Genomic DNA, 24,873 nt, shown 5'->3' on the forward strand with positions numbered 1-24,873 from the left:
GCCGTCATTCCCGCGAAAGCGCCTCCGTATTCGCGGGAATGACGGTGTAGAGGGGGTTACGCCGCATCAGCAGCAACCTTGGAACGCACCGGAAACACCAGCTGCAGCGGGTTGGTGAGTATGTAACGCCAAAGCGCGTGGTTGATTTCCCGCCGAGCGCGGCGCTGCATGGGTCTGGCACGCAGGGCCATCTGGAATGCCAGCGTGAAACTTATTGCCACGTTGAGCATGGCCATTACCGCTGTGCCCGCCAGCGACCACCAGATTTCGGGCGAGGCGAATGCAGCGCGACCGAGCACACCGATCGACGTACCGATCGAGCCAGCTGCCACAGTGACGTGGCGCACTTCGTATGGCAGTGCAAAGGCCGTGAGAATCGCTGGCACCAGCCCCAACATCATCCCCAGCGAAAAATTGGCGATGACGCCGGCGACATTGCGCTGCGAGAAATTCGCAAACCGTACTGCGCCGCGCTCACCCAGTACGAAACGCAAGCGGCGGTTATAGGAAAACACATCGCGCAGGCGATGCAGCACGAACCAGTTGTCGGCCCATCCGGCCAGCAAGCTCGACGCCCATAGCAGCACGCCGGTCATTGCGGCCCACACCGGCGTGGCGCCGAGCAGCGAAAACGAATGGATGATGGCGTGGGCTTTGTCCGGATTCATCAGATTGACGCCAAACAGATAGTGAGCGATCAACTGGAGGGCTAGGCACAGCGGAAACACGGCCACCAGGTTGCCGAAAATGGCTGCTGCCTGCGTACGGATCAGGGCCACTACCGCCTGCACGAAATCGTCCATACCTTGCGGTGTGCCAATTCCATCCAGCTTCTGCGCCAGCATCGGTGCGGTCATCGCCGGCTGTTTGGTGGCTAGCGTGAAATGCAGGAAATGCATCAACAGGAACGCCATGGCGTAATTGAAGCCTGCAAAGAAGCCTTCGACCATCGGATGCATGTGCAGGCTGAAGATGAAGAACTTGATGTAGACCGCTGCAACCATCACCAAGCCGCCGCCGAAAGCCGCCCACAACATATGCAGATAATTCTTGCGGTCATACGCAACGTAATGTTCGCCGTCCTGTGCGCTGCGGTCGACCACCTTGCGCGCCAGTAGCGAAAAATTGCTTCGTATCAGGCTACCGACGCTGTGGCTGGCATGGTTGGCCGCGATGAGATCGGCAAACAGGCTGGCAATAGGCTGGGCCGAGTCGCCATGCTGTCGAATGGCCAGCCAGGCTTCGAGCAATCGTTCAGTGCGCGTGATGCGTGCGCGCATCCGTTCGAGCTGGAACACGATATCGATACTGACACCGTTCTCATCCAGATGTGCGTGCACATCACGCAGCGAACGAACGCATTCGTCCAACAGTGCGCGCAGATAGTTCACTTCCTGCAGCAGCGTCTGGCTGATGCGATGCGGTTGGCGCTGTGCTTCTGCCTCGACATCGCGTTCGGCGGCCGTTTCGACAGCGAGCATCGCGCGAGGGAGTTTGTAGAACGGCAAGGCATCAAGCCGCTGCTCGCTGAGGCGCGTGCGAATCGCTTTCGACAAGCCAGTCGAGCCGATCTGCCCGATGAGATTGTGAAGAGCGCCCTGCAGTTCGAGCGAGAGACGTGCGTAGGGTCTTGATGGTGGGGCTTCTGCAGCGATGACTTCGCCCTGGGTCGATGCTCGATAGGCAAATAGCTCGCTCAGCTTCTCCAGCAATTCGCGCGGCAGTGCGGCGACCCATTGCGCATCTTCAGCGGAAGGGAAGATCAGCGAGAACAGGGACGACAAATCACGGCTGTTCGGTGCGGGCGGGATCAAGGAATCCTGCAGACGTTCGAGTAGCGCACCGGTGAAGCCGGAGTGGGCCGGCATGCCCGAATCGCACAACAACGCCATCGCATCCATATCGCGCAGGATGCTCTGTAGGGTGAGCGCAACGCGCACCTTCCATTCGGGATTGCGATCGAGCAGTTGCAGCAGATAGCGCAACCGCACATGCGGCGGATATTTCGGTACTTGATCCTGTTGTGCCGCTTCGCCACTGGCGACGGCACCCCCGCGATGCAGCCAGTGCGAGATCTCGATCAGCCATTCATTGCGTGCAGCCAGTTCCGCTTGCGGATCGGCGTGTGCCAGCAGCGCGTCGATCTGCCGGCCCGTGCTTAGCGCATCACGCCATTTGCGCCAGAATTTCGCGATAGAAGTGAACATCGGTCAACATCCTTCCTGTCGTTGTTCATTCGCGCAAGGTCAGGTGTTACCACATCTGGCTGCGAACGGGACAGTCCTTTGTCTCAAAAGCTCCGATTTACGCGATATCGGCTTTCACCCCTGCGGCACGCAGGGGGGCGCTACGCGTCAATGCTTGCGTTGCTGAATGTAGTCGGCCAGCCATAGCAGCGGTTCGGCGTGACCGGACAGGCCGCGGGCCGCTGCGCGCGCCTCGTCGAACAAAGCATCCGCGCGCTGCCTGGCTTGCTCGAGCCCCAGCAGGGACGGGAACGTGGATTTGTGCGCAGCCAGATCCTTGCCGGCGGTTTTGCCGAGGGTGGCGGTGTCGGCGATCTGGTCGAGCACGTCGTCCTGAATCTGGAACGCCAGGCCGATGCGCTTGCCATAACGCTCCAGCGCATGCGTGGTCACTTCGGAAGCATTGGCTGCGATGCCAGCCAACTGGCAGGTGACCAGGATCAGCGCGCCGGTCTTGCGGGCATGCAGTGATTCCAGTTGCGCGAGCGTGAGGGTCTTGTTTTCCGAGGCCATATCTACGGCTTGGCCGCCGACCATGCCCAGCGAACCGGAGGCATGTGCGAGCGCGCGGATCATGCGCACTTTTTGCTCTGCATCGAGTTCCATGGTGTTGGCCAGCACTTCGAAAGCGGATGTTTGCAGCGCATCGCCGACCAGGATGCCGATGGCTTCGTCATACGCTTTGTGCACGGTAGGGCGGCCACGGCGCAGATCGTCGTTGTCCATCGCGGGCAGGTCGTCGTGCACCAGCGAATAGGCGTGAATCAGTTCCACCGCGCAGGCTGCGGCATCGAGCTTTTCGGCAGCCACGCCCAACGCTTCCCCGGCGGCGTACACCATCAATGCGCGAAGGTGCTTGCCACCCTCGCAGGCATAACGGATGGCATGGTGCAGCCGCTCTGGATCGGTGGCGGCGGGCGCGAGAAGAGCGTCCGTGGTGCGTTCCAGCCGTTGCAGATAGGCCGGCACGCGATCGGCGAAAGCGGAAATCTCGGCGGGGGACGTAAGGCTCATTCGAAATCCGATCAGAAGCGGGTAGGGAACGTGAGGTATGCCCCTAATTTGGGCAGACAGACTGCAATTTTAGCATCGCGAAGGTAAGGGATGCCTTGACTCATGCCGCCTGCGCGGAATGGGTCAGGTCATCCCTAAGCTTCCCGATACCAGAGCAGGATCACGCCCACCAGCATGAAGCAGATCGGCCATACCCAGCCCGCGATACGGCCACCGCGGCCCGGCAGGCGCAGCTCCAACCAGCGCGCCCAGCCCGATGAGACGCCGGCTAGCGCCAGCGGCGTGTGGGTCAGCTCAATCAGCAATTGATCCTTCACGTTCGAAATCTGATGGCTATGCGTGAGCAGCATGGCGCCGCCTACCGACACCAGCAGCGGGAATACCAGCGCCGCCTTCGGGCTGTGCAAGCGACCCGTGCGCACCGCCCATTCGAATAGGCCGAACATAATGATCAGCGCTACGAAGAAGCGATGTTGCGCCACCTCCACATCACGCCACGCTGCCCAGAAGCCTTCCTGGCCCATCGGCCATACTTCGGGATCCGAGCGCACCAGCAGAAAGCCCGCCATCAGCAAGAACAGCAGTGGCCAGTGTCTGAGCCATCGCACACCCGCGCGATTGAGCAAGGCGAGCAGGCCGATCACCAAGACGAAGATGCCGGCCCAGTGATGGTTGTATTCGGACCAGGCAATGTCCTCGGCGTTGCGCGGCGCCAGCACGCCGGAGCCCGGAATGATGGCTTGTGCAGCGGCCTGATGACGTTGCTCGGCTTCGTGGTCCAGTTGTGCCTGCGCTTGCGAGACAGCGAGCTGATCGTGATCGGGTGAAGTGAGTCGAGGCCATGCCGGCGCATTGCGCACGGCAATTTCGTGCAGCGTGACGCGATCATTCGTGAGATCGACGGCAGGTGGTACCGACGTCAGCGATGCCGCAGCAAAGAAGATGGTGAAGCCGATGCCGATTTCCACTTCAGCGAAACGGCGCAGGCGAATCACGGATGCATCCTGATTCTTGCGCAGCCGCTCGGTCACCAGCAGATTGCCCAGGCCGAGCAGCAGCAGCGCGACGAACATCGCGATCTTCGCACCCACCATCACGCCGTACGCGGTGCCGTAGAAGCCTTGCACATCGCCGATGTAAAACACGCTCATGATCGTGCCGGAGATGATGATGCTGGCTACACCGATCATCGACATGCGCGAAAAGCGTGCGCCGACGACACGCCAGCTGTCCACGTTCTGCAATTTGCTCAGCGCCAGCACAAAGCAGGGGATCGCGCCGATCCAGATGGCCGCGCCGAACTGATGCAGTCCTTCCACGAACAGCAGCAGCACGTTGTTGTCGAGGCGCGCGTATGCATGCGTGGTGAAGGTGGCCGCGGTGAGTTCCGCGGCGCCGAGCAGCAGCGGCAGGACGGCACCCAGCAACCCGCGGGACATGCGTTCGCCCAGGCATGGAATCAGCAGTAATGCGCACACGGTCTTGATCGTGCCCGCAATCGCGAACGGTGCCTGCATGACATCAAGGAAGGTAAGGCCGACGGTGGACTTCACCACGGCCACTTGTAGCCCGACGCCCGCGATTTCGGCCAGGATCAGGCCGATGGCACTGTAGATGGTCAATCGTGCTACGCGCCGTTCCAGATCTGCGCCTTGCGGCAACAGATGCGCAAAGGGGCGCACGAGGAAAACCAGGAACAGGATGCCGCCAAGCGTCATCGACTGCGCGACGATGGTGAAACCGTGCAGGATGATGCTGAGGTAGCCAAAGATGTCGACGAGAAGTTCCACGGGAATGCCCGGTAGGTTGGGTTAGCGCAGCGTAACCCAACATTTCTAAAACGAAGCGGCGGTATTGTTGGGTTACGCTGCGCTAACCCAACCTACGCAGTTAGGCGCAGGATTACTGCTTCGCCACCACCGTAAACGGCAGATCGCCGCGCGTGATGTGACCATCCAGTGCAAGTGCTTGCCAGCGCAGCGTGTATGCGCCCGGCGTCAGATCGGCGCTGGTGTCGAGTTCATTGCTCTTGCTGTCGGCAACGATGGTCAACACCGTTTCGGTCTTATCGGGGCCGATCAGCACAAGGCGCGAACGGTGTTGGTCGATCTTGCTGTTGTACTTGAACATCATCTGCACGTGGCCGGCAGCCAGCGTGCCATTCGGCTTAGGCGTACTGTCGAGCAGGATGGCATGCGCAGAGGCTGCCATGCTGACGAATGCGCACGCGGCGGCGACCAGGAAGGATCCAAAACGATGCGAGGACATGGTGGGAGTTCTCCAGACGGATTAGCGATGCCAGCCCAGCGTCGGCCCCGTCGCTTCGGCGGCGGCGCGCAACGCCTGCGTGGCGCGTTGCATACGTGAGTATAGTCGGGGCAGCTCGCGCACAAGCGACGGCTGCTGGCAAAAGGCCACCATCAGACGCCATGGGCGCGGACGCCCCCAGGCATCGACGCTGCCATTCAGTGCTTCAGGAATGGCATCGTTCACTTCGTCGACGATGGCACGCAGCACGACGAACGGCAGGCCATGCTCCTGGGCAATCGCCGCAACGGCGGCGCTTTCCATGTCTACTGCAAACGCCGTGTAGTGCTGATGAGCGGCACGCTTGGCTGCGGAGGTCAGCAACGGCGAGGTAACGCTGAGCAGGGCGCCTTCCATATGGAGCGGCGCTGGAGCGGCAGTGAGCTGCTGTTGCAGACTGGCGCGCCAAGTGGAATCCGTCACATACGCGCGGCCTTCGTCATCCAATACGCGTTCCGGACAGAACAGCGCTCCGTTGTGCAGTTGGTCGTTGAGCGCTCCTGCTACGCCGAACACGGCCAACGCAGTTGCGCCGGCTGTAACCAATGCTTCCGCAGTGTGGCGCGCAGCCTTCGGTCCCATGCCGCTTATGCACAGCGCGGCGCCGTTAGTCAGTGCTGTGATGCTGCCTGGCGTTGCGGCGTGCGAAGTGAGTGTTTTGGCTTCCGATGCCAGCGCGACGACGATGCCGATGGCGCGAATGGCCGCGTTCGTGCTCAAGCCGCGGCCGATTGCTGCAACTGACGGTAGCGAGACAGCGCCCATAGCGGGAAGTACGCGGTGTAACCGTGATACTTGAGGTAATACACGCGTGGGAAGCCCGGCGCATTGTGCGAGGGGTGGAACCACAGGCCCTCGGCGTGCTGGTTGGCGAGCAGGAAATCGATGCCGCGACGCACCGACTCCGCATGCACTTCGCCCACCGCCAACTGCGCGAGCAAGGCCCACGCCGTGGATTGCGGTGTGCTCGCACCATGGTTGCTGCCGCGCAAAGCCGGATCGATGTAGCTATCGTTGGTTTCACCCCAGCCGCCGTCGGCGTTCTGGCGCGAGCGCAACCATTCCACTGCTTTGCGGATGTACGGCTGCTGCGGATCCTCGCCCGCCAGTGCGATGCCGGCCAGCACACTCCAGGTGCCGTAGATGTAGTTGCTGCCCCAGCGCCCCCAGAAGCTGCCGTCTTCCAACTGCGTGGTACGCAGATAGTCGATGCAACGACGCAGCACTTCGCGATCTTGTGGACGCGCCACCACGCCCAGCGCTGCAACGATGCGACCCGATACATCTTCGGTCGGCGGATCGAGCAAGGCGCCGTGATCGGCGAAGGGAATCGCATTGAGGTAGTAGTACGTGTTGTCTGCATCGAACGCAGCGAAACCGCCGTTTTTCGATTGCAGGCCGATCATCCAGTCCATGGCGCGATCGATGTTCATGCGATGGCGGCCGGGTTCGCCGCGACGACGATCCTGGATATGCAACAGCGCCGCGGCGACGGCGGTGTCGTCGATATCCGGGTAGTACGCATTGTTGTACTGGAATGCCCAGCCACCTGGTGCCAGATCCGGCGCACGCACGGCCCAGTCGCCTTTCAGTTCCAGTTCCTGCTTCGAAACAAGCCAGTCGATCGACTTGTCGATGGCACCCTGCGTTTGCGCGCCATCGCTGGTATGCATCAGCGTCAGCGCACTCCACACGGTGTCCCAGATCGGCGATACGCAAGGCTGGCAGTACGCTGAGCCGTCGTCGCGATGCACCACCAGCTTCTGGATCGAACGCAGGCAGGTTTGCCGTGCAGGATGGTCCTTCGGATAACCGAGCAGAGCCATCGCTTCAAGGCTGTTGACCATCGGCGGGAAGATCGCGCCGATGCCATCTTCGCCGTTGAGGCGCGGCATGAACCAATCCACGGCTTTCTTGACGGCGCGCTGCCGAATCGACTTCGGCATGAAGCGGTCGGCGAAGCGACCGATCTTATCCAATACAAGAAAGGTGCGATTGAGCAGGCCGCCGCGAACGAAATAGTGGTGTTCTTGCTCCGGCGGCGTGACGAACAGCTCGCGGATATGCACTTTGCGCGGATTCGCTGCCTTGGCCTTCAGCGAGCACAGAATCGTTAGCGGCACCAGCGTGGTACGCGCCCAGTACGAGATCTTGTCGATATGGAACGGAAACCAGCGCGGCAGCAGCATGATTTCCACCGGCACGTACGGCGTAGCGCGCCACGGTACCTGTTCGAACAGCGCAAGCAGGATGCGCGTGAACACGTTGGCCTTGGCGGCGCCGCCTTGCGCAAGGATCGCCTTGCGCGCGATGCGCATGTGCTCGGCTTCCGGATCGTCGCCCGCTGCCTTCAGCGCGTAATACGCCTTCACCGTGGCCGACAGGTCGAGCGCGCCACCGTGATATTGCGGCCAGCCGCCGTGTCCGTCCTTCACCTGGGTGGCGCGCAAGTAGCGCGCCATTTTTTCCTGCAGCACATCGTCGATGTCATCCATGAAATGCATCATCAGGATGTATTCGGCGGTGATGGTGCAGTCGGACTCCAGCTCGAAGCACCAATGGCCATCCTGGTGCTGACGCGCCAGCAAGGCGACACGGCCACGTTCGATCGCATCATCCAGTCCGCTCGCGGCGGCGTTCTGGAAAAGATCGGTGGTGGTCGTGGTCGTCTTGTGTGTAAACGAATTCATTGATGCTGTACTTCCTGTACATCAGCCGGTTCGCGCCACGCGAGATCGACGATGTGCGGGATGGAGCGCTTGGGCCAGGTGCGGGCGGGCGTGGAGGGTTCGCTCCATTCGGCCGTCAGCGGGGTCAGCGGCAGGCCGCGTGCGGTCGTGGCGAACAGCCAGCGCAGGCCGGCGTTCGACTTGCCCAGCAGACGCGTAAGCAGGATGGTGCGTGCCACCGCCTTGCGCGAGATCTTGACCTGCGTGCCGGCAGAGAAATCGAGATTGTTCTGTAGGTTGCGCAACGTGAGCAGCGCCATGCCGATGGCCCATAGGCAGAAACGGCGAATGCCGGCGTGCTTGGTGGGAATCAGCAGGGTGTAATCGAGCGCCTGACGCAGATGCGCGTGTGCGATACCCACGAGCTCGGACATGGTGGCCGCATAGCCGGCATTCTGCTTGCCTGCTTGTAGCGTTGCGAGCTTCACGCCGTGAAGCGCAAACATGTCCTGCGGCAGCCAGCAAGCGCCGCGTGTGCGGTCTTCCCACTGGTCCTTGAGGATGTTCACCATCTGCAGGCCCTGGCCGAACGACACGGCCAGACGCAGCATGGTGTTGCGGTGTGGCGCCAGCAGTGGCTCGAAATCGACGAATAGCTCGGTGAGCATTTCGCCGACCACGCCGGCTACGCAGTAGCAGTAGCGATCCAGGTCATGCAGCGTCGGCAGGCCTTGCAGGCCGGCCTTGCGCTGAAAGTCGTGCATGCCGTGCGACATGATGCGCAGGCATTTCACGATCGATGTCTGTTGCGACGGCGAAAGGCTGCGCGTCACTTCCAGCACCAGCGGCAGCTGCTGCATCAGATCGCGTTCGGCTTCCAGCGTGCTGTTCGACAGCAGCGGTGCGACTTCGTCCGCCACATCCTGTGCATCGGCATCACCGGTGACCGCATCGACGAACGCGTTTTCGAACGCGCGCTTTTGCTCGGCCGACAGTGCCGGCTCGTCTTCGATGGTGTCCGCGATGCGGCAAAGCAGATAAGCATTCGCGACGGCGCGCCGCAGCTCCGGTGGAAGCTGCGGGATGGTCAGCGCAAAAGTTCGGGACACCTTCGGCAGGATCGCGTCCTGGTAAGTGTCGGCCTTCGCGCGTTCGGTGCCGGCGGTAGCAGGGTTCAATTCGATCATGGATATGCCTCGAGCACCGGAATTATGACACACCCATACGGGTACGAATCCGACATGTTGGTTCCATGCGCGACGTTTACGCGGGCAGATGGCTTGGATGATATGCGCACGATGCGGCTGGCTCGGGGCTGGCAGGGTGGGGTGGGCATCGCAATATGCTGAAGCACATAGGGTGCATGGACAAGTCTGCATCGTTCCAGAAGATGCAGCTCAGACCCTCAGCGTTGAAATGCTCATGAAAGGATGGCGACGGAAGGACGGTGTGCGCCGACCCGAGCGCTGCAGCATCGGTATGCGATTTTCATCCATAATCGCCGGATGACCATCCCAACTTCTTCGAAGGCGCGTGTTCTCGTTCCCTGCGCGCCATGGTTCGTCATCAGGGTGATTGCATCGTGAGAGCGCTGGTTACCGGAGCCACCGGATTCGTCGGTTCGGCGATGGCGCGCCGTCTGTTGCGCGACGGCCACAGCGTCCGCGTGCTGGCGCGTGCGGGCTCGAGTCGCAGCAATCTCCAGGGCCTGGACGTGGAAGTGGTCGAAGGCGACCTTACCCGGCCGGAAAGCTTGCTGCCCGCTTGCGATGGCTGCGATGCGCTGTTCCATGTTGCCGCCGATTACCGCTTGTGGGCACCTGATCCTTCGGAACTCTACCGCGCCAATGTTGATGGCACGCGCGCGATTCTGGAAGCGGCCAAGCGTGTTGGCGTAAAGCGCATCGTCTACACCAGCAGCGTGGCCACGCTGGGCATTCCCAAGGACGGCACACCTGGCGGTGAAACCACGCCGGTCACCGTGGACGACATGATCGGCCACTACAAGCGCTCCAAGTTTCTGGCCGAGGAAGTGGCCCGGCAGCTCGCGGCGGAAGGCACACCGGTAGTGATCGTCAATCCGTCCACGCCAATCGGTCCGTACGACATCAAGCCCACGCCCACCGGCCGCATCGTGCGTGACGCGATGGCAGGACGCCTGCCGGCCTATGTCGATACCGGCCTCAACATCGTGCACGTGGAAGACGTGGCCGAGGGGCATTGGCTGGCGCACGAACACGGCGTGGTCGGCGAGCGCTACATCCTCGGCGGTTTCAACATGAGCCTGCGTGAAGTGCTGACCGAGATCGCCGATATCGCCGGGCGCTCGCCGCCGAAGGTGCGTCTGCCGCACGCAGCGGTGATGCCGGTGGCTTATGTTGCCGAAGCCTGGGCCAGGGTGACCGGCATGCATCCGATCGCTACGGTCGAAGAAGTGCGCATGTCCAAGAAACGCATGTTTTTTACCAGCGCCAAGGCAGAGCGTGAGCTGGGGTATACAGCGCGGCCGGCGCGCTTGGCGCTGGAAGATGCGGTGCGGTGGTTTCAGCAGCAGTCGCACTGAAGTTGCCTGCTCGCTCAATAACCCACACGGGCCGCCATTCCCGCGAAAGCGGGAATCCATTTTTCTCTGATGCGAAAAGCGAGGATGGATTCCCGCTTCCGCGGGAATGACGGCCCGTGTGGATTACGCCGTAGGTTTATTTCTTCTGCTTGCGCCGCTCGAAAAACCGCAATACCGGCAACGCACACTTCACCAGGAACGGCATCGTAGTCGGCCGCAGCAGGCGTTGATCGTAGCCTGCAAAACGGCGATCGTTTTCACTGACACACGTTGCCATCAACTCCGCCACGCTCAAATCCTGCTCCGTCATGGACTGCGCGCCGGTGACGGTGAAGTTGTTATCCTGCGCGTGTTCGTTGCCGTCGCCATCCAGGCTCTTGGCGAGTTCCATGCGTTCCATCCCGAGGAACCACCACACGCGGAATACTTTCCATTCGAAGGCGATGCGCTGGAGCAGGTTGAGGTTCCTGCGATGCCACGCCACCCAGTTGGCGAACAACAGGATATGCCGGCATTCCTCCTGCATCACCGGCTCGAAGGTGTCGATCAGTTCGGGCGGAAACAGGCCTGAATCATGTGCCACCTTGAACAAGCCGAACGCGAAAAAGCTATCGATGCATTCGCTGTAACCCGTTACCAGATAGGCCCATTCCGGGTCTTTCGGATATTCGTACGGCGGCTCCGGCACCAGCGGAATGCCGTAGTGCTGCACCATCTTGGAAAGCACTTCCTTGTGGCGGTTTTCTTCCCACGCGTTCTGCGCCAGCGCGTTGCGCATCTCCGGATCGGTGATCGTGCGCGCGTAGGCAGCCATGCGCAGGCGGGCCTTGCCCTCGGTCTGCACGGCGATATCCCAGATCGGCAGCGAGGTGATGCGATGCAGGGCCGCTTCATCCAGCGTCGGCCATTTGAGCACCGACGGCCGATACGGGTTGAAGGTTTCTTCGAACATGCGGCACATCATCTGCTTGTGCATGTTCGAGCCGTACTTGAGACGTTCCCGCTCATTGCTCGACCAACGCCGCGTGCGCGTCTCGGATGCGGCGATGGTGGCTGCATCCGGCTCCCCTTCGGGCAGCACCGGCTCGTGATAGCCGGGCACTAGTGCTTCTGGGTCAAAAGCGTCGTGTTCGAACGTCATCATTGGTTCTCTTCAGATGGACGGCTGACCCGGGTGGAAGAACCCGCATACAACCTGCGCGTTTCGGCCCATTGCCAGGAGATCAGTGCCGGCACGCCGAACGCCACTTCGCGCATACGCTTGACCAGCGACAACGCAACGGCCGCTTCTGCCGGCAGGCCGATCATGTTGCCGAACAGCACCAATCCGCCTTCTTGCACGCCAAGGCCGGCTGGCACTACGAAAATGATGTGACGCAGCGCCTGCGTGACGGCTTCAATCGCAATCGCATCCCATACGCTGATCGGATAGCCGAGCAAATGCAGCGCCAGCCAGGTTTCGAAACTGCCCACCACGTAGCCGAGGAACTGCCAGCCGGTCGCCACGATGAGGCGCAGCGGGTGCGAATATTGCTCGCGAATCTCCAGATCCAGATTCGTGCCGTCGATGAGTTCAGTGAGCTTGGAACGGCCGCCCAGCAATTTCTCCGCGAAGCCTTCCAGGCGCGAAAACACTTTGCCGTGGCGCAGGATGATGATCAGGAAGATCGGCAGCGGCAGGCTCGCGGCGAGGGCGGAGATCACCGTGCTGAAGGCACTGATGCTTTGCGTCAGCTCGATCAGCAGGATGATGCCCAGCGCGGTGAACAGATACTGGTTCACCAGGGTCAGCAACACTTCCATGATCACGCTGGCCGCAGCAGCGGCACCGCCGATGCCGCGCCATTTCACCAATCGTATGCCGATGATCTCGCCGCCGATGTTTGCCACTGGCAGCAGGCGATTGCTGGCCTCGCGGATGGCGGCCACCCAGAAGAGAAACGGCAACGTAGCTTGCCGCTGCGGATCGCGCGGTGCGATCAATACGCGCCAGCCGATGACGTCGAACAACAGCGGCAGTACATGGAACGGCAGCAACCACAGCAATGGCCAGCCGGCGCGATCGATGGCTGCGGCGATTTCGCCCCAACCCTGATGCGCCACCAGCGCGATGGCGACACCCAAACCGAGGATGCCGGCGATATAACTGAGCAATTTCATGTTCATGCTGTGACCGCCGCCGGATCGGAGAAGCCATCGCAGAGTTGGTAGCGTTCGGCGATCACTTTGCGCACGCTCGGCGACAGCAACGCGGCGAGTTCGTCGGCATGCCGATACGCGGACATGCTGTCGGTAATGTGCCCGTGCGAGGCCGGGTGTAGATAGACCTCGGACAGGCCATCTGGCAGCTTGCGCAAAATATCCAGCATCACCGTCTCGTCCATGCCGCCGCTATGGCGGAGGCCGAACACGTGATCGTTGTAGGCAACGCCCGCGCTATCCAGCCGCCAACGCATCAGCGCCAACCATGGTTTCAGCCACGGACCCATGCCGGGCTCCGAGGGCAGGCGGATGGCGCGCACGCCGTATTCGCGTCCGATGGTCAGCATCAGTGTGAGGATGGTGGGATGCAGGTGGAAATGCTTGTGCGCATTGACGTGATCGAGCTTCAGCCCGGTCGCCGCGAACGCTTCGAATTGTGCGCGAATTTCGTCGGCAAGCTGACGTCGCACATGAGGCAGGAAGAAGAAGCGAAAACCGTTGCGCACCATGTTCGAATCGAACATGCCTTGACCATCTACCAGGTCGGGAATACGCGATGGTGAAAGCATCGCACGCCCATCGGCGAGTACCAGATGCAACCCTACGGCAAGGCCGGAATTCTGTTTGGCGCGCGCCACGGCGTCGGCAACGGCTGGCGCTGCGACCATCAGGCTTGCAGCGCGCAGCACGCCGTCGCGATAGCCGCGTTCCACGGCTTCGTTGACAGCCTCATGCAAACCGAAATCGTCGGCAGTGACGATGAGGCGCGGACGCGTCGTTGGCGTGGCAGAGATTGGCACGGTGTCTAAAAAGTGTCCCGCTTAAAACGTCAATCCGGCGCAGGCCGGAATCCAGTATCGAGAAACCGCAAACGTCGCGTTCCCTGACTGGACTCCGGTCGGCGCCGGAATGACGGATGGATCAGGCTTCGTGTGCGCGCAAGAAACGGAAGAACTCCACGCCTTCACGCAGACGGCGCTTCATCATGTCCCAGCTCATCAGCATTTCTTTCACGATTTCCCAAATCTTCGACGGGCGGAAATAGAAAGCCCGGTAGAACTTCTCCACGCCGTGGAAAATTTCCTGCTTCGACAGATGCGGGTATTCGATCAGCGCCAACTGCACGCCCTTGTCGTTGACGAGGTTGACCGCTTCGTTTTCCTTCAGCCAGCCGTTCTCAACCGCCTGCTTGTACAGCGAGGTGCCCGGGTACGGTGCCGCCAGCGACACCTGGATGGTGTGCGGATTGATTTCCTTGGCGAACTGGATCGTCTTGTCGATCGTTTCTTTCGTTTCGCCCGGCAAGCCAAGGATGAAGGTGCCATGGATGGTGACGCCGAGCTTGCGACAGTCTTCGGTGAAGCGGCGCGCGATGTCGGTGCGCAGGCCCTTCTTGATGTTGTGCAGAATCTGGTCGTCGCCCGACTCGTAACCCACAAGCAACAGGCGCAGACCGTTTTCCTTCATGATCTTCAGCGACTCGTAGGGCACGTTCGCTTTCGCGTTGCAGGACCAGGTCCAGCCCATGGCGCCAAGGCCGCGCGCGATCTCATGCACGCGCTCCATGTTGGAGCTGTCGGTGAAGGTGTCGTCGTCGAACATCAGCTCCTTCACTTCGGGCATGTTCTCCTTGATCCACTTCGCCTCGGCCAGCACGTTCGCGGCCGAGCGCGTGCGGTAGCGATGGCCGCCGACCGTTTGAGGCCACAGGCAGAACGTGCACTTGGAGCGGCAGCCGCGACCCGTGTAGATCGACACGTACGGATAGTTGAGATACCCGATGAAGTAATTGCTGATCTTCAGGTCGCGCTTGTAGATCGGCGCCACGAAGGGCAGATCGTCCATGTTCTCGATCATCGCGCGCGGCGGATTGTGCTGCACGGTGCCATCAGCCAAGTGGTAGCTGATGCCGGTGATGCTTTCGAACGGACGGCCTTCGGCTACTTCCTTGCAGGTGTAGTCGAACTCTTCGCGTGCCACGAAATCGATCGCGCGTGATGCGGTGAGCGAACCGGTGGGGTCCACCGCGACCTTCGCGCCGACCAGGCCGATCAGTACGTTCGGCTTGCGCTCCTTGAGCAGCTCGGCGAACTTGGCATCGGTGGGGAACGAAGGCGTGCTGGTGTGGATGATCACCAGGTCGTAACCCTCGGCGATCTTCAAGCTGTCTTCCACCGAGATCTCGTCGGCAGGCGCATCGAGCACGCGCGAGTCGGGGACCATTGCCGCCGGCTGCGCCAGCCAGGTGGGATACCAGAAGCTCTTGATCTCGCGTTTGGCCTGGTAGCGCGAACCGGCGCCGCCATCAAAGCCATCGAAGGAAGGAGCTTGCAGAAAAAGCGTTTTCATTACGGAAGACTCCTGCGGGGGCGTTCAGTGCCCGGGGACAGCAGATAGTTCAGACATTCAATCGGCTAAATAGTCTACGGCGCTGAACCGTCGCCACGTGCATGCAATACCTGACCGCGCCATCTTACCTGCCAACCGGCGAGGGCGGCTGCCCATTCCATCAGCAATAAGGTGTCGCGGAGGGGAATCAACAGGACTTCATGCCAGGCGAAGGCTTGATCGCTGATGCGCCGCTGCAAAAAGTGTAGCAAAACCCGCGCGGCGCCACCGAGCAGAGTTAACCCCGCGGTGATCGGCCCTGGTGCCAGGGATAGTCCCAGCAGCAATAACGGTGACGTAAAACACACAAACGTCATGGCGAAACCGGCGGGTGCAATCGAACGGATGGTGCGCAGCCAGCGCAGTTCGTGCGACCACAAATCTTTCAGCTTGCTTTCGCCGACATCCGTGCCGACGACCACATCCGACAGCACCGTGCGCAATCCGGCGCGGCGGGTCAGCTCGCCCAGCCAGAAATCGTCGGCCAACGTGTCGCGCAGTGCTTCGAAACCGCCAATCGTCTGCAACACATCGCGACGCAGGGCAATGGTCGAGCCGAATGCAAAGCGCGTGGAACCGAATGCATGTGAAAGCTTCACGGAAGGTGCGAACCAGTCGTCGATGAATAGACGGCCGAGCCGCGACCAGAACGAAGGTGTTGGGATGCCGTAGTAGAGGCAGGTAACGATACCCACGCCGGGATCGGCCAGCGGTGCGGTGACACGCGTCAGATAGTCGGGCCTTACATGGATATCTGCATCGGCCAGCACCAGCAAATCATGTTGTGCATGCGGCAGCATGTTCATGAGATTGCTGACCTTGAAGTTCGCGCCATGCACGCGCGGATCGACGGCCAAGGCGATGGAACGCTGCGGGAATTCCAGGCGCAGGCGCTCGACCACGGCGATAGCCGAATCATCCGGATCGCGCACGCCGAACACCAGTTGGTAATCCGGATGCGTCTGCAGGCAGAAACTGCGCAGGTTTTCGTACAGCCTGGGCTCGGCACCATGCAGCGGCTTGAGTACACTCGCCGGCTGCGGCGGGTTGGCAGTGGGAGCTTGGCGTGCCTTTCGCAATCCTTTCATCGCAGCCCATAGCGCGACCCAGGCATAGCCTGTCGCGGCAAATGCGAGTGCGATGCCTAATGCACGAGGCAAGGTGTCGACCAACCAACTCAAGGACATAGACGTTAATGCTACCGGCAATCAGTCGACACGAAGCGTGCCCACATGGGGGCCGTTCCTCGATCATGCAAGAGGGCGCGCGATGAGTGGGCGATGCCGTACGTGGGCGGGTGCGCTGGTTTTTGTGCTGTTGTGCAGCCTCTCTGGTCATGGCAATGCGGCCCCTTATGCGCCGACACCGTCAGACATCGTCGGTGATTGGCTGGTGGAAAGCCGCGACGCCGTCATCCACATCGAACAGGTCGGTGACGAATACCAGGGCTACATCCTTTGGCAGCTGCATGATACCTACGGCCCGGAGGATGGCCCGGCGCTCAATGGCAAGATCGTTACCGATCGCAATAACCCCAATCCGGCCCTGCGTGCGAGGCCGTTGACCGGGCTCAGGTTACTTACCGGCCTCAAGTTCGAGCCGGACAGCGAAAAGTGGGAGCACGGCCATGTCTATAACTCGGACGATGGCCGCATTTATAATTGTTGGGTTCGGCTGCGCAGCCTGAACCGGTTGCAGCTGCATGGCTACATCGGTATCAGCCTGTTCGGCGGCAGTACCGTGTGGAGTCGGGTCACCATGAGGACGCCCGCTTCAGGCCAATTGCCGTTCGTGCCGGATACGCCGGACAAGTAACGCATCCGGCTGTCCATACGAACGAGTACCGAGTTTCTTTCCCCAGCGAGACGTCATGACCTGCGAACCACGCACCGATGCATCCGGTGAATTGCGTGCTGCTTCCCAAGCGCAGCCCAACATCGCCCTGATCAAGTACTGGGGCAAGCGCGATGCTGCGCTGAACCTGCCCGTGGTCGGTTCCCTCTCCATCACGCTGGATAGCCTGTGGACGCGCACCGACGTGCGCTTCGTGCCGGGGCAGAAGCAGGATCAGGTCAGCCTCAACGGCCGCAGTGATGAGGCCGAAGCCAAGCGCATCACCAAGTGCCTTGATTTGCTGCGCGCGTGTGCCGGGGTCGACTACGGTGCTGAAGTCGCGAGCCGCAACAATTTTCCTACCGCTGCCGGCTTGGCTTCTTCTGCATCGGGTTTTGCGGCGTTGGTACATGCCGGCGCACGTGCATTAGGTCTGGATTTGAGTCTGGAAGAGCAGTCGGTGCTGGCACGCCGTTGCTCCGGTTCCGCAGCGCGTTCCATTTTTGGCGGCTACGTGGAATGGGCGCACGGCAAGCTCGCCGATGGGGCCGATTCTGTCGCGCGTCCCTTGCTGGATTCAGAAGCATGGCCGTTGCGTGTTGCCGTGGCGATTACTTCCACGGCAGCCAAGCAAGTAGGCTCCACCGAGGGTATGCGTCGCACGGCGGAAACCTCGCCGTATCAATCCGCATGGATCGATACGCAAGAAGCCGATTTGAGCGTGGCGCGCAATGCGATTCTTGCGCGCGATTTCGACGCGCTGGCGCAGATCTCCGAATACAGCTGCCTGAAGATGCACGCGCTGGCATTGGCCGCGCAGCCGGGCTTGCTTTACTGGAACGGTGCAACGGTGGAGTGCATGCATCGCGTGCGTGCATTACGTCAGCAAGGCGTGCCGGTGTTCTTTACCGTCGATGCAGGCCCCCAAGTAAAGGCTGTGTGCGCACCGTCGGCCATCGAGCAGGTGAAAGCGGCACTGCGTGATGTGCCTGGCGTACTTGAAGTGCTCGATACCGGTCTGGGCGAAGGCGCGCGCGCGATCGCCGCGGATCTCGTGGAGGCGTGATGGAAGTCACCGCCAGCGCTCCCGCCAAGCTGGTTCTCCTCGGCGATTACGCGGTACTGGAAGGCGCGCGCGCACTGGTACAGGCCGTGGATCGTCGCGCCAACGTACGTATCGTTGCGCGCGAGGATCATGCATGCGACGTGTATGCACCCGATCTTGGCATCCACGGCGCGCGTGCACTGATCGATCAGAACGGCGAGTGGCAGTGGCAGTGCGATGAAGCAAGCAAGGCCAAGCTGACGCTGGTCGATCATGTGTGGCATGGCATGCTGCGCGAAGGCCTCGTGCCGACGTCGGGCAAAGGTTTCGATCTGCATCTTGATACGTCCGGCTTCTTTCATACGGACGGCGTCTCGAAGCTCGGGCTTGGTTCGAGCGCCGCGCTGACCGTGGCGCTTGCTTCAGCCTTGGCAACGTATGCCGGTCACGATGAGGTGATCGCCGATCGCACGCAATGGATGCGCCGGCTGCTGCACATGCATGGCGATTGGCAAGGTGGCCGCGGCAGTGGTGTCGATGTGGCGGCAAGCGTGGCGGGTGGCTTGATCGGCTATCAGCTGGTTGGTCAGGCGCGCGAGCCCACTTACGAAGCCATGTCGACGGATGGCCTGCATTGCCTGTTCGTGTGGTCGGGCCAGTCCGTGTCCACCAGCAATTCGTTGCTGCGGCTGGCGCAATGGCGTCAAGGCCATGCGGACCAATATGCCGCGCATATGAACGAACTGAGCACCGTTTCCGTGGCTGCGATCGATGCGCTGAAGCGGCAGGACATGCCATCTTTCATTGGCCTTACAAAAGAATACGCCCTGGGGTTGCAGCGTTTTGGTGCCGCGTGTGGTCTGGAAATCTATTCTCCCGCACAAAAACAGCTGGCCGATATGGCTTCCGGCACCGATGTCAGCTATAAGCCTTGCGGCGCGGGCGGCGACTTCGGAGTTGTTTTTGCCGAAAACGCGGAAAGGTTGGCGACATTTGGACGCGTCATTGTTTCGGCCGGTATGCACGTCGTACCCCTGGGGCTTGATTCCTGTGGGGTTAGTTGCCATATGCGCCCGGATGCGACCTTTTCCCCCGCAAGGATTTTGACGTGATCACAGCCCCCCACTGCGTTATGGCGCGTGTGCCGTATGCCAAGTCGTAACGCAGAGCCTGTGACTTTCGACCTATCACGGAGTGCTTAAGGCTATGAGCGCCGAATCTTCGAGTGCCGAACGGTCCCGATTTCCCGCTTTCTACAAACTCTCGGTATCCGACCGCGTACGCATCATTCATGAGCGTGGCTGGCTGTCGGCCGAGGATTATCAAGCGCTCGTCTCCGGCGAGCACACGCTGAAGATCCACAAAGCCGACAAGATGATCGAGAACGTCGTCGGCGTGATGGGTCTGCCGGTTGGTCTTGGTCTCAACTTCCTCGTCAACGGCCGCGATTACATCGTGCCGCTGGTGGTGGAAGAGCCCTCCATCGTTGCTGCGCTTTCATCCGCTGCGAAACTGGTGCGCGGCACTGGTGGCTTCACCGTTGAAAGCACAGAACCGGTATTGATCGGCCAGGTACAGGTGGTGGACGTGCCGCATCTGGCGCACGCCAAATCGGCGCTGCTGCAGCGTAAGGATGAAATCCTCAACCTCGCCAACAGCCTGCACCCGCAGATGGTGGCGCGCGGCGGCGGCGCACAGGATCTGGAAGTGCACGTGCATCCGCGCCCAGAAGGCGGCGATATGCTGGTGCTGCACCTGCTGGTCGATACGCGCGACGCGATGGGCGCTAACCTGGTCAATACCATGTGCGAAGGCATCGCCTCGCTGGTGGAAACGATGACCGGCGGGCGCGTCTTTCTGCGCATCCTGTCCAACCTTACCGACCGATCGATGGTGCGCGCGCGTTGCGTGATTCCTGCGGACCAACTCACCGGCAAAGGTTTCGAAGGTGAGGAAGTTCGCGACGGTATCGTGCTCGCAAACGAATTCGCCAGCATCGATCCGTACCGCGCAGCCACGCACAACAAAGGCATCATGAACGGCGTGGATGCCGTGGCGCTCGCCACGGGTAACGACTGGCGCGCGATTGAAGCGGCGGCACATGCCTATGCCGCGCGCGGTGGCCGTTACACGTCGCTCACGCGCTGGTACAAGGGTGAGAAGGGCGAGCTGATCGGTGAACTCGACATTCCCATGAAGGTCGGCACGGTCGGCGGTCCGCTGCAGTCCAATGCCACGGTGGCGCTCAATCTGCGCCTGCTCGGTGTGAAGACTGCGCGCGAGCTGGCCGAAATCATGGGTGCGGTGGGCCTCGCGCAGAACTTCTCGGCATTGCGCGCGCTGGTCACCGAAGGTATTCAGCAGGGTCACATGACGCTGCATGCACGCAGCGTTGCCGTGGCGGCAGGCGCCACGCCGGAAATCTTCGACACGGTCGTGGAGCGCTTGGTGGAAACTGGCGAGATCAAGATCTGGAAGGCGCAGGAGATCGTCGAACAGGTGCGCAAGGAGTCGCGCGGCGTGCCGGCCACAACGGCTGAGCATCCATCGGTCGATCACCGTGCTTGCGGTCACGGCAAGATCATCCTGCTCGGCGAGCACGCAGTGGTGTATGGCAGCCATGCCGTAGCCGCGCCAGTGCCGCTAGCGGTGCGTGCAGTGGCGCAAGACACCAAGTCAGGCGGCGTCGACATGTTCATTCCGCGCTGGGGCGTGGAATACCGCCTGCACCGCGATCCGGCGCACCGCGATTCGTTCCAGCGCTCACTCGGCATCATCTTTGATGAGCTGCAGCTCACCGATCGCTCGATGCGTATCGAAGTGTTCCCGAATGTGCCGCGTGCGATGGGTCTGGGTGGTTCGGCGGCGATGGCTGTCGCCGTGATCCGTGCGCTCGATCAGCACTACAAGCTGAACTTGAGCGATGAAGAGATCAATGCCCTGGCTTTCCGCTGCGAGGAAGTTGCGCACGGTTCGGCCTCGGGCATCGACAACACGGTTGCTACCTACGGCAAGCCTCTGCTGTATAAGCGCGCCGGCAAGAAGGGCGAAGCGCCGATGGTGCAGGAACTGCATCTGCCCAAGCGCATCCCATTGGTGATCGGCATCAGCGGCAAAGAAAGCCTTACCGCGGTGACGGTCGGCAAGGTACGTACGGCGTGGCAGCGCAATCCTGCGTTGTACGACGGCATCTTCCAGCAGATCGACGCACTCACGCTGCAAGGCGTGGAGGCGATGCAGCAATACGATCTGGAACGCCTGGGTGATCTGATGAACATCTGCCACGGCCTGCTCAACGCGTTGCGCGTATCGAGCTGGGAAGTGGAAGAACTGGTGCAAATCGCGCGCGAACATGGCGCGCTGGGCGCCAAGCTTACGGGTGGTGGTGGCGGCGGTTCGATCGTCGCACTGTGCCCGCAGAACCGCGAAAAGGTAGCGGCAGCGATTCGCGATGCCGGCTACCAGGCGATGGAGGTCGACATTGGATAACACAGAACTGGAACGCCAGGAGTGGCGTGATTCCAATGAGGTGGTGTCGTTCGACGACGAGCCGTTGGTGCTGGTCGATAGTGACGATCGCGAGATCGGTTTCCTCGACAAGGCATCGGCGCACGTCGGCAAGGGCACGTTGCATCGCGCGTTCTCGCTGTTCGTGTTCAACACCAAAGGCGAATTGCTGCTGCAGCAGCGTGCACCGGGCAAGCGTTTGTGGCCGGGTTATTGGTCGAACACCTGTTGCAGTCATCCGCGCCGTGGCGAAACGATCGACACCGCGATCCATCGTCGTTTGAAGGAAGAACTGGGGCTGGCCTGTCCGCTGCAGTACCTGTTCAAGTTCGAGTACCAGGCGCAATTCGATGCGGACGGTGCCGAGCACGAGCTGTGCTGGGTGTATGCCGGTCGCAGCAACGATGCGCCGACGGTGAACGTGAATGAGATTTCAGGTCTCCACTACATCGCACCGGATGCGCTGGACGCGGAGATCGCAGCGAAACCTGAAGCCTTCACGCCCTGGTTCAAGATCGAGTGGGAACGGATTCGTCGCGAACATCCCGAAGTGTTCGCACCGCTCAAAGGTTAACGGCCGAGCGGGGCTGGCCATGCCGTCCCGTTCGAGTGACTTATACTGTACTGAACAGGTAAGATTTCCAACGCCGCCATTGCAAGCGCCCGCCTAGTCCGGCAGCCAGCATCAGGCGTACTGACATTCCGGAGAAATCCCTTGGGTATCCCTCTTATTCAACAGACCACCATCGCTCAATACATCATCAAGAAGAAGCTGAGCGGTCAAAAGCGCTACCCGCTGGCGATGATGTTGGAGCCGTTGTTCCAGTGCAATCTGGCTTGCGCGGGTTGCGGCAAGATCGATCAACCGAAGGAAATCCTGCAAAAGCGCATGAGCGTCGAACAGGCGCTGGCTGCGGTGGACGAGTGTGATGCGCCGGTCGTTTCGATTCCCGGCGGCGAGCCGCTGATCCACAAGGATCTGCCGAAGATCGTCGAAGGCATCGTCGCGCGCAAGAAGTTCGTGTACCTGTGCACCAACGCGATCCTGATGCCCAAGCACATCGACGAATACAAGCCGTCGCCGTACTTCACCTGGTCCGTGCATCTGGATGGCCTCGAGAAGCAACATGACAAGTCCGTGTGCATGGATGGCGTGTTCGAGAAAGCTGTCACTGCAATCAAGCTGGCGCTGTCGAAGGGCTTCCGCGTGACGGTGAACTGCACGCTGTTCAACAGCGAGCCGCCGGAAGAAGTCGCCGACTTCTTCGACTATGCGATGGAACTGGGTGTGGAAGGCATCACTGTGTCGCCAGGCTACAGCTATCAGCACGCACCGCGCCAGGACGTGTTCCTGGGCCGCACCGAGAGCAAGCAGCTATTCCGCGACATCTTCAAGATTGGCAAGGAACGCAAGCGCAAGTGGGCGTTCAACCAGTCGGCGATGTTCGTGGATTTCATCGCGGGCAATCAAAGCTACCAGTGCACGCCGTGGTCCAACCCGACCTACAACATCTTCGGTTGGCAGAAGCCGTGCTACTTGCTGGTCGATGAAGGCTACGCCAAGACCTACAAGGAATTGATGGAAGACACCGAGTGGGAGAAATACGGTGTAGGCATCAATCCGAAGTGCGACAACTGCATGGCGCACTGCGGGTTCGAAGGTACGGCCGTGAACGACATGTTCGCGCATCCCTTGAAGGCGCTGAAGGTGTCGATGTTCGGTCCGCGCACCGATGGCCCGATGGCGCCGGATCTGCCGGTGAAGTACGGCAATCGCGCTGACGCCACCGCGATCCACATTCCGATCAGCTCGATCCAGCGCCGCAGCGCAGAGACGGGTACCGAAGCGAACCATTAAGCGTCAAAGAAAGCGTCGACAACGATGGGCATAGTGCAATGGGTTGCCGCGTCGTTGCCGGCGCTAATGTGGGTGGGTTTGCTGCTGGTACCGTGGCGACCCTGGAGCACCCGTGAGCGCATCGAGGCCGACCCGCATACCGGGTCGGTCGACCTCAGCCAGATTACGGTACTGATTCCCGCACGTAACGAGGCCGATGTCATCGGCCTCACGCTTGCCGGCCTGCAAGCACAAGGCAATGGCCTGCAAGTAATCGTGGTGGATGATCAATCCACCGACGACACGGCAAAAATCGCCGCCTCCTTCCCGAATGTAAGTGTGATCAGCGGTCAGGCTCTACCGCAAGGCTGGGCAGGCAAGCTGTGGGCGCTAGAGCAGGGCAAGGCGCACGTGCACACGCCAATCACCTTGCTGCTGGACGCAGACATCCAGTTGCAGCCGGGATTGCTACCGGCATTGCTCGCGCACAAGCAACGCGAGAATCGCCACTTCGTATCGCTGATGGCGGATCTACGGCGGACCAGCTTCTGGGATCGCCTCCTGCTGCCGGCGTTCGTCTACTACTTCAAGCTTCTGTACCCGTTTTCGGTTTCCAATTCGTCATCGCGCCTGGTTGCCGCGGCTGCAGGCGGCTGCATCCTGGTCGATACCGAAGCGCTGCAGCATGCAGGCGCCTTCGCCAGCCTGCGCAATGCGCTGATCGACGATTGCACGCTCGCACGACAGGTGAAGAATGCCGGCTACCGCATCTGGCTCGGCCTCAGCCGTGGCGTGGTGAGCCTGCGCCCCTACGGCAGCCTGGGTTCCATTCACGACATGGTCGCGCGCTCAGCCTTCACCCAGCTCGGCTATTCCACGCTGTTGTTGGTAGTGGTTACGGCGCTGTTTGCCATCGCCTATGGCCTGCCTTTCGTGCTGCTGGCGTCACCGGCTACCTGGCGACTGGGCCTGATCGCCTTGGTGGCGATGATGCTGAGCTACCTGCCCATGCTGCGCTACTACCACATGCGCCTGGCCTGGGCGCTGCTGCTGCCGCTCGGCGCCGTGCTGTACCTGGGCATGACCTGGAGTTCCGCGATCCGCTACTGGCGCGGCGTCCGTTCGCGCTGGAAGGACCGTACCTACAGCACTTGAGGTGCTCTCCACGGCCCCCTGTGCCGTCCGGCAGGCTTGGAAGATGGGAAGGCTCTGGCTACAGTCGGGAGCTAATCTTTCACGTGCCTGCCTACCGGCGGCCCACT

General features: G+C 61.1%; 20 protein-coding genes. 8 read left to right on the forward strand and 12 right to left on the reverse strand.

Annotated elements, in window-relative coordinates; genetic code table 11:
- Nucleotides 1-56: 56 nt before the first annotated feature.
- The 7 genes from QQJ86_RS14360 to QQJ86_RS14390 form a co-directional block, all read right to left on the reverse strand.
- Complete coding sequence (locus QQJ86_RS14360; RefSeq protein ID WP_284321643.1) at nt 57-2,207, reverse strand: site-specific recombinase; 2,151 nt, start codon at nt 2,205-2,207, stop codon at nt 57-59.
- Between the two features lie 147 nt (nt 2,208-2,354).
- A complete protein-coding gene (locus QQJ86_RS14365) occupies nt 2,355-3,260 on the reverse strand; it encodes a polyprenyl synthetase family protein (protein WP_284321644.1) in 906 nt (301 codons plus the stop codon).
- Between the two features lie 134 nt (nt 3,261-3,394).
- Nucleotides 3,395-5,050 (reverse strand): copper resistance D family protein, encoded by a 1,656-nt coding sequence (locus QQJ86_RS14370; RefSeq protein WP_284321645.1) that lies wholly within the window; start codon nt 5,048-5,050, stop codon nt 3,395-3,397.
- A 112-nt stretch (nt 5,051-5,162) separates the two neighbouring features.
- Nucleotides 5,163-5,528 carry a copper resistance CopC family protein gene (locus QQJ86_RS14375; protein WP_284321646.1) on the reverse strand — a complete coding sequence of 122 codons (366 nt, stop codon included), beginning with the start codon at nt 5,526-5,528 and terminating at the stop codon, nt 5,163-5,165.
- A 21-nt stretch (nt 5,529-5,549) separates the two neighbouring features.
- Entirely contained in the window at nt 5,550-6,287 is a 738-nt protein-coding gene (locus tag QQJ86_RS14380) for a phosphorylase family protein (protein ID WP_284321647.1), read from the reverse strand.
- A complete protein-coding gene (gene shc / locus QQJ86_RS14385; RefSeq protein ID WP_284321648.1) occupies nt 6,284-8,257 on the reverse strand; it encodes a squalene--hopene cyclase in 1,974 nt (657 codons plus the stop codon). Before shc ends, QQJ86_RS14380 begins: the two co-directional genes overlap by 4 nt.
- Nucleotides 8,254-9,423, reverse strand: a complete 1,170-nt coding sequence (locus QQJ86_RS14390; protein ID WP_284321649.1) for a phytoene/squalene synthase family protein — start codon at nt 9,421-9,423, stop codon at nt 8,254-8,256. The genes shc and QQJ86_RS14390 overlap by 4 nt, the downstream gene beginning before the upstream one ends.
- 395 nt (nt 9,424-9,818) lie before the next feature.
- Here QQJ86_RS14390 and hpnA point away from each other — a divergent pair, with 395 nt between their 5' ends.
- Nucleotides 9,819-10,799, forward strand: a complete 981-nt coding sequence (hpnA, locus tag QQJ86_RS14395; protein WP_284321650.1) for a hopanoid-associated sugar epimerase — start codon at nt 9,819-9,821, stop codon at nt 10,797-10,799.
- A gap of 136 nt (nt 10,800-10,935) precedes the next feature.
- Here the strand turns inward: hpnA and QQJ86_RS14400 are convergent, their stop codons facing one another.
- The 5 genes from QQJ86_RS14400 to hpnI form a co-directional block, all read right to left on the reverse strand.
- Nucleotides 10,936-11,943, reverse strand: coding sequence for a ferritin-like domain-containing protein (locus QQJ86_RS14400; protein WP_284321651.1), 1,008 nt, complete (start codon nt 11,941-11,943; stop codon nt 10,936-10,938).
- Nucleotides 11,940-12,965 (reverse strand): flippase-like domain-containing protein, encoded by a 1,026-nt coding sequence (locus QQJ86_RS14405; protein ID WP_284321652.1) that lies wholly within the window; start codon nt 12,963-12,965, stop codon nt 11,940-11,942. The genes QQJ86_RS14400 and QQJ86_RS14405 overlap by 4 nt, the downstream gene beginning before the upstream one ends.
- Nucleotides 12,962-13,801, reverse strand: a complete 840-nt coding sequence (hpnK, locus tag QQJ86_RS14410; protein WP_284321653.1) for a hopanoid biosynthesis-associated protein HpnK — start codon at nt 13,799-13,801, stop codon at nt 12,962-12,964. The genes QQJ86_RS14405 and hpnK overlap by 4 nt, the downstream gene beginning before the upstream one ends.
- A gap of 121 nt (nt 13,802-13,922) precedes the next feature.
- Nucleotides 13,923-15,350 (reverse strand): hopanoid biosynthesis associated radical SAM protein HpnJ, encoded by a 1,428-nt coding sequence (hpnJ, locus tag QQJ86_RS14415; RefSeq protein ID WP_284321654.1) that lies wholly within the window; start codon nt 15,348-15,350, stop codon nt 13,923-13,925.
- Between the two features lie 74 nt (nt 15,351-15,424).
- Complete coding sequence (hpnI, locus tag QQJ86_RS14420) at nt 15,425-16,576, reverse strand: bacteriohopanetetrol glucosamine biosynthesis glycosyltransferase HpnI (protein ID WP_284321655.1); 1,152 nt, start codon at nt 16,574-16,576, stop codon at nt 15,425-15,427.
- Nucleotides 16,577-16,658: 82 nt separating this feature from the next.
- Between hpnI and QQJ86_RS14425 the strand changes: the two genes are divergently transcribed.
- The 7 genes from QQJ86_RS14425 (at nt 16,659) to QQJ86_RS14455 (ending at nt 24,766) form a co-directional block, all read left to right on the forward strand.
- Nucleotides 16,659-17,204, forward strand: coding sequence for a DUF2147 domain-containing protein (locus QQJ86_RS14425; protein ID WP_284321656.1), 546 nt, complete (start codon nt 16,659-16,661; stop codon nt 17,202-17,204).
- 55 nt (nt 17,205-17,259) lie between these two features.
- Nucleotides 17,260-18,288 (forward strand): diphosphomevalonate decarboxylase, encoded by a 1,029-nt coding sequence (mvaD, locus tag QQJ86_RS14430; protein ID WP_284321657.1) that lies wholly within the window; start codon nt 17,260-17,262, stop codon nt 18,286-18,288.
- Nucleotides 18,288-19,379 carry a mevalonate kinase family protein gene (locus QQJ86_RS14435; protein ID WP_284321658.1) on the forward strand — a complete coding sequence of 364 codons (1,092 nt, stop codon included), beginning with the start codon at nt 18,288-18,290 and terminating at the stop codon, nt 19,377-19,379. Before mvaD ends, QQJ86_RS14435 begins: the two co-directional genes overlap by 1 nt.
- A 94-nt stretch (nt 19,380-19,473) precedes the next feature.
- Entirely contained in the window at nt 19,474-21,756 is a 2,283-nt protein-coding gene (locus QQJ86_RS14440) for a hydroxymethylglutaryl-CoA reductase, degradative (RefSeq protein WP_284321659.1), read from the forward strand.
- Complete coding sequence (idi, locus tag QQJ86_RS14445; protein ID WP_284321660.1) at nt 21,749-22,348, forward strand: isopentenyl-diphosphate Delta-isomerase; 600 nt, start codon at nt 21,749-21,751, stop codon at nt 22,346-22,348. Before QQJ86_RS14440 ends, idi begins: the two co-directional genes overlap by 8 nt.
- Before the next feature lie 141 nt (nt 22,349-22,489).
- Nucleotides 22,490-23,632, forward strand: a complete 1,143-nt coding sequence (hpnH, locus tag QQJ86_RS14450; protein ID WP_284321661.1) for an adenosyl-hopene transferase HpnH — start codon at nt 22,490-22,492, stop codon at nt 23,630-23,632.
- Nucleotides 23,633-23,656: 24 nt separating this feature from the next.
- Nucleotides 23,657-24,766 (forward strand): glycosyltransferase, encoded by a 1,110-nt coding sequence (locus tag QQJ86_RS14455; protein WP_284321662.1) that lies wholly within the window; start codon nt 23,657-23,659, stop codon nt 24,764-24,766.
- Nucleotides 24,767-24,873 lie beyond the last annotated feature (107 nt).

The organism is Dyella acidisoli (assembly GCF_030160295.1).
Classification (GTDB): Bacteria; Pseudomonadota; Gammaproteobacteria; order Xanthomonadales; family Rhodanobacteraceae; genus Dyella_B; species Dyella_B acidisoli.

Coding starts and splice junctions, on each gene's coding strand:
- QQJ86_RS14360 (WP_284321643.1), bottom strand. CDS start 2,207: ATGTTCACTTCTATCGCGAAATTCTGGCGCAAATGGCGTGATGCGCTA.
- QQJ86_RS14435 (WP_284321658.1), top strand. CDS start 18,288: ATGGAAGTCACCGCCAGCGCTCCCGCCAAGCTGGTTCTCCTCGGCGAT.
- shc (WP_284321648.1), bottom strand. CDS start 8,257: ATGAATTCGTTTACACACAAGACGACCACGACCACCACCGATCTTTTC.
- QQJ86_RS14405 (WP_284321652.1), bottom strand. CDS start 12,965: ATGAACATGAAATTGCTCAGTTATATCGCCGGCATCCTCGGTTTGGGT.
- QQJ86_RS14400 (WP_284321651.1), bottom strand. CDS start 11,943: ATGATGACGTTCGAACACGACGCTTTTGACCCAGAAGCACTAGTGCCC.
- QQJ86_RS14390 (WP_284321649.1), bottom strand. CDS start 9,423: ATGATCGAATTGAACCCTGCTACCGCCGGCACCGAACGCGCGAAGGCC.
- QQJ86_RS14425 (WP_284321656.1), top strand. CDS start 16,659: ATGAGTGGGCGATGCCGTACGTGGGCGGGTGCGCTGGTTTTTGTGCTG.
- hpnJ (WP_284321654.1), bottom strand. CDS start 15,350: ATGAAAACGCTTTTTCTGCAAGCTCCTTCCTTCGATGGCTTTGATGGC.
- mvaD (WP_284321657.1), top strand. CDS start 17,260: ATGACCTGCGAACCACGCACCGATGCATCCGGTGAATTGCGTGCTGCT.
- QQJ86_RS14365 (WP_284321644.1), bottom strand. CDS start 3,260: ATGAGCCTTACGTCCCCCGCCGAGATTTCCGCTTTCGCCGATCGCGTG.
- QQJ86_RS14455 (WP_284321662.1), top strand. CDS start 23,657: ATGGGCATAGTGCAATGGGTTGCCGCGTCGTTGCCGGCGCTAATGTGG.
- QQJ86_RS14440 (WP_284321659.1), top strand. CDS start 19,474: ATGAGCGCCGAATCTTCGAGTGCCGAACGGTCCCGATTTCCCGCTTTC.
- hpnI (WP_284321655.1), bottom strand. CDS start 16,576: ATGTCCTTGAGTTGGTTGGTCGACACCTTGCCTCGTGCATTAGGCATC.
- QQJ86_RS14375 (WP_284321646.1), bottom strand. CDS start 5,528: ATGTCCTCGCATCGTTTTGGATCCTTCCTGGTCGCCGCCGCGTGCGCA.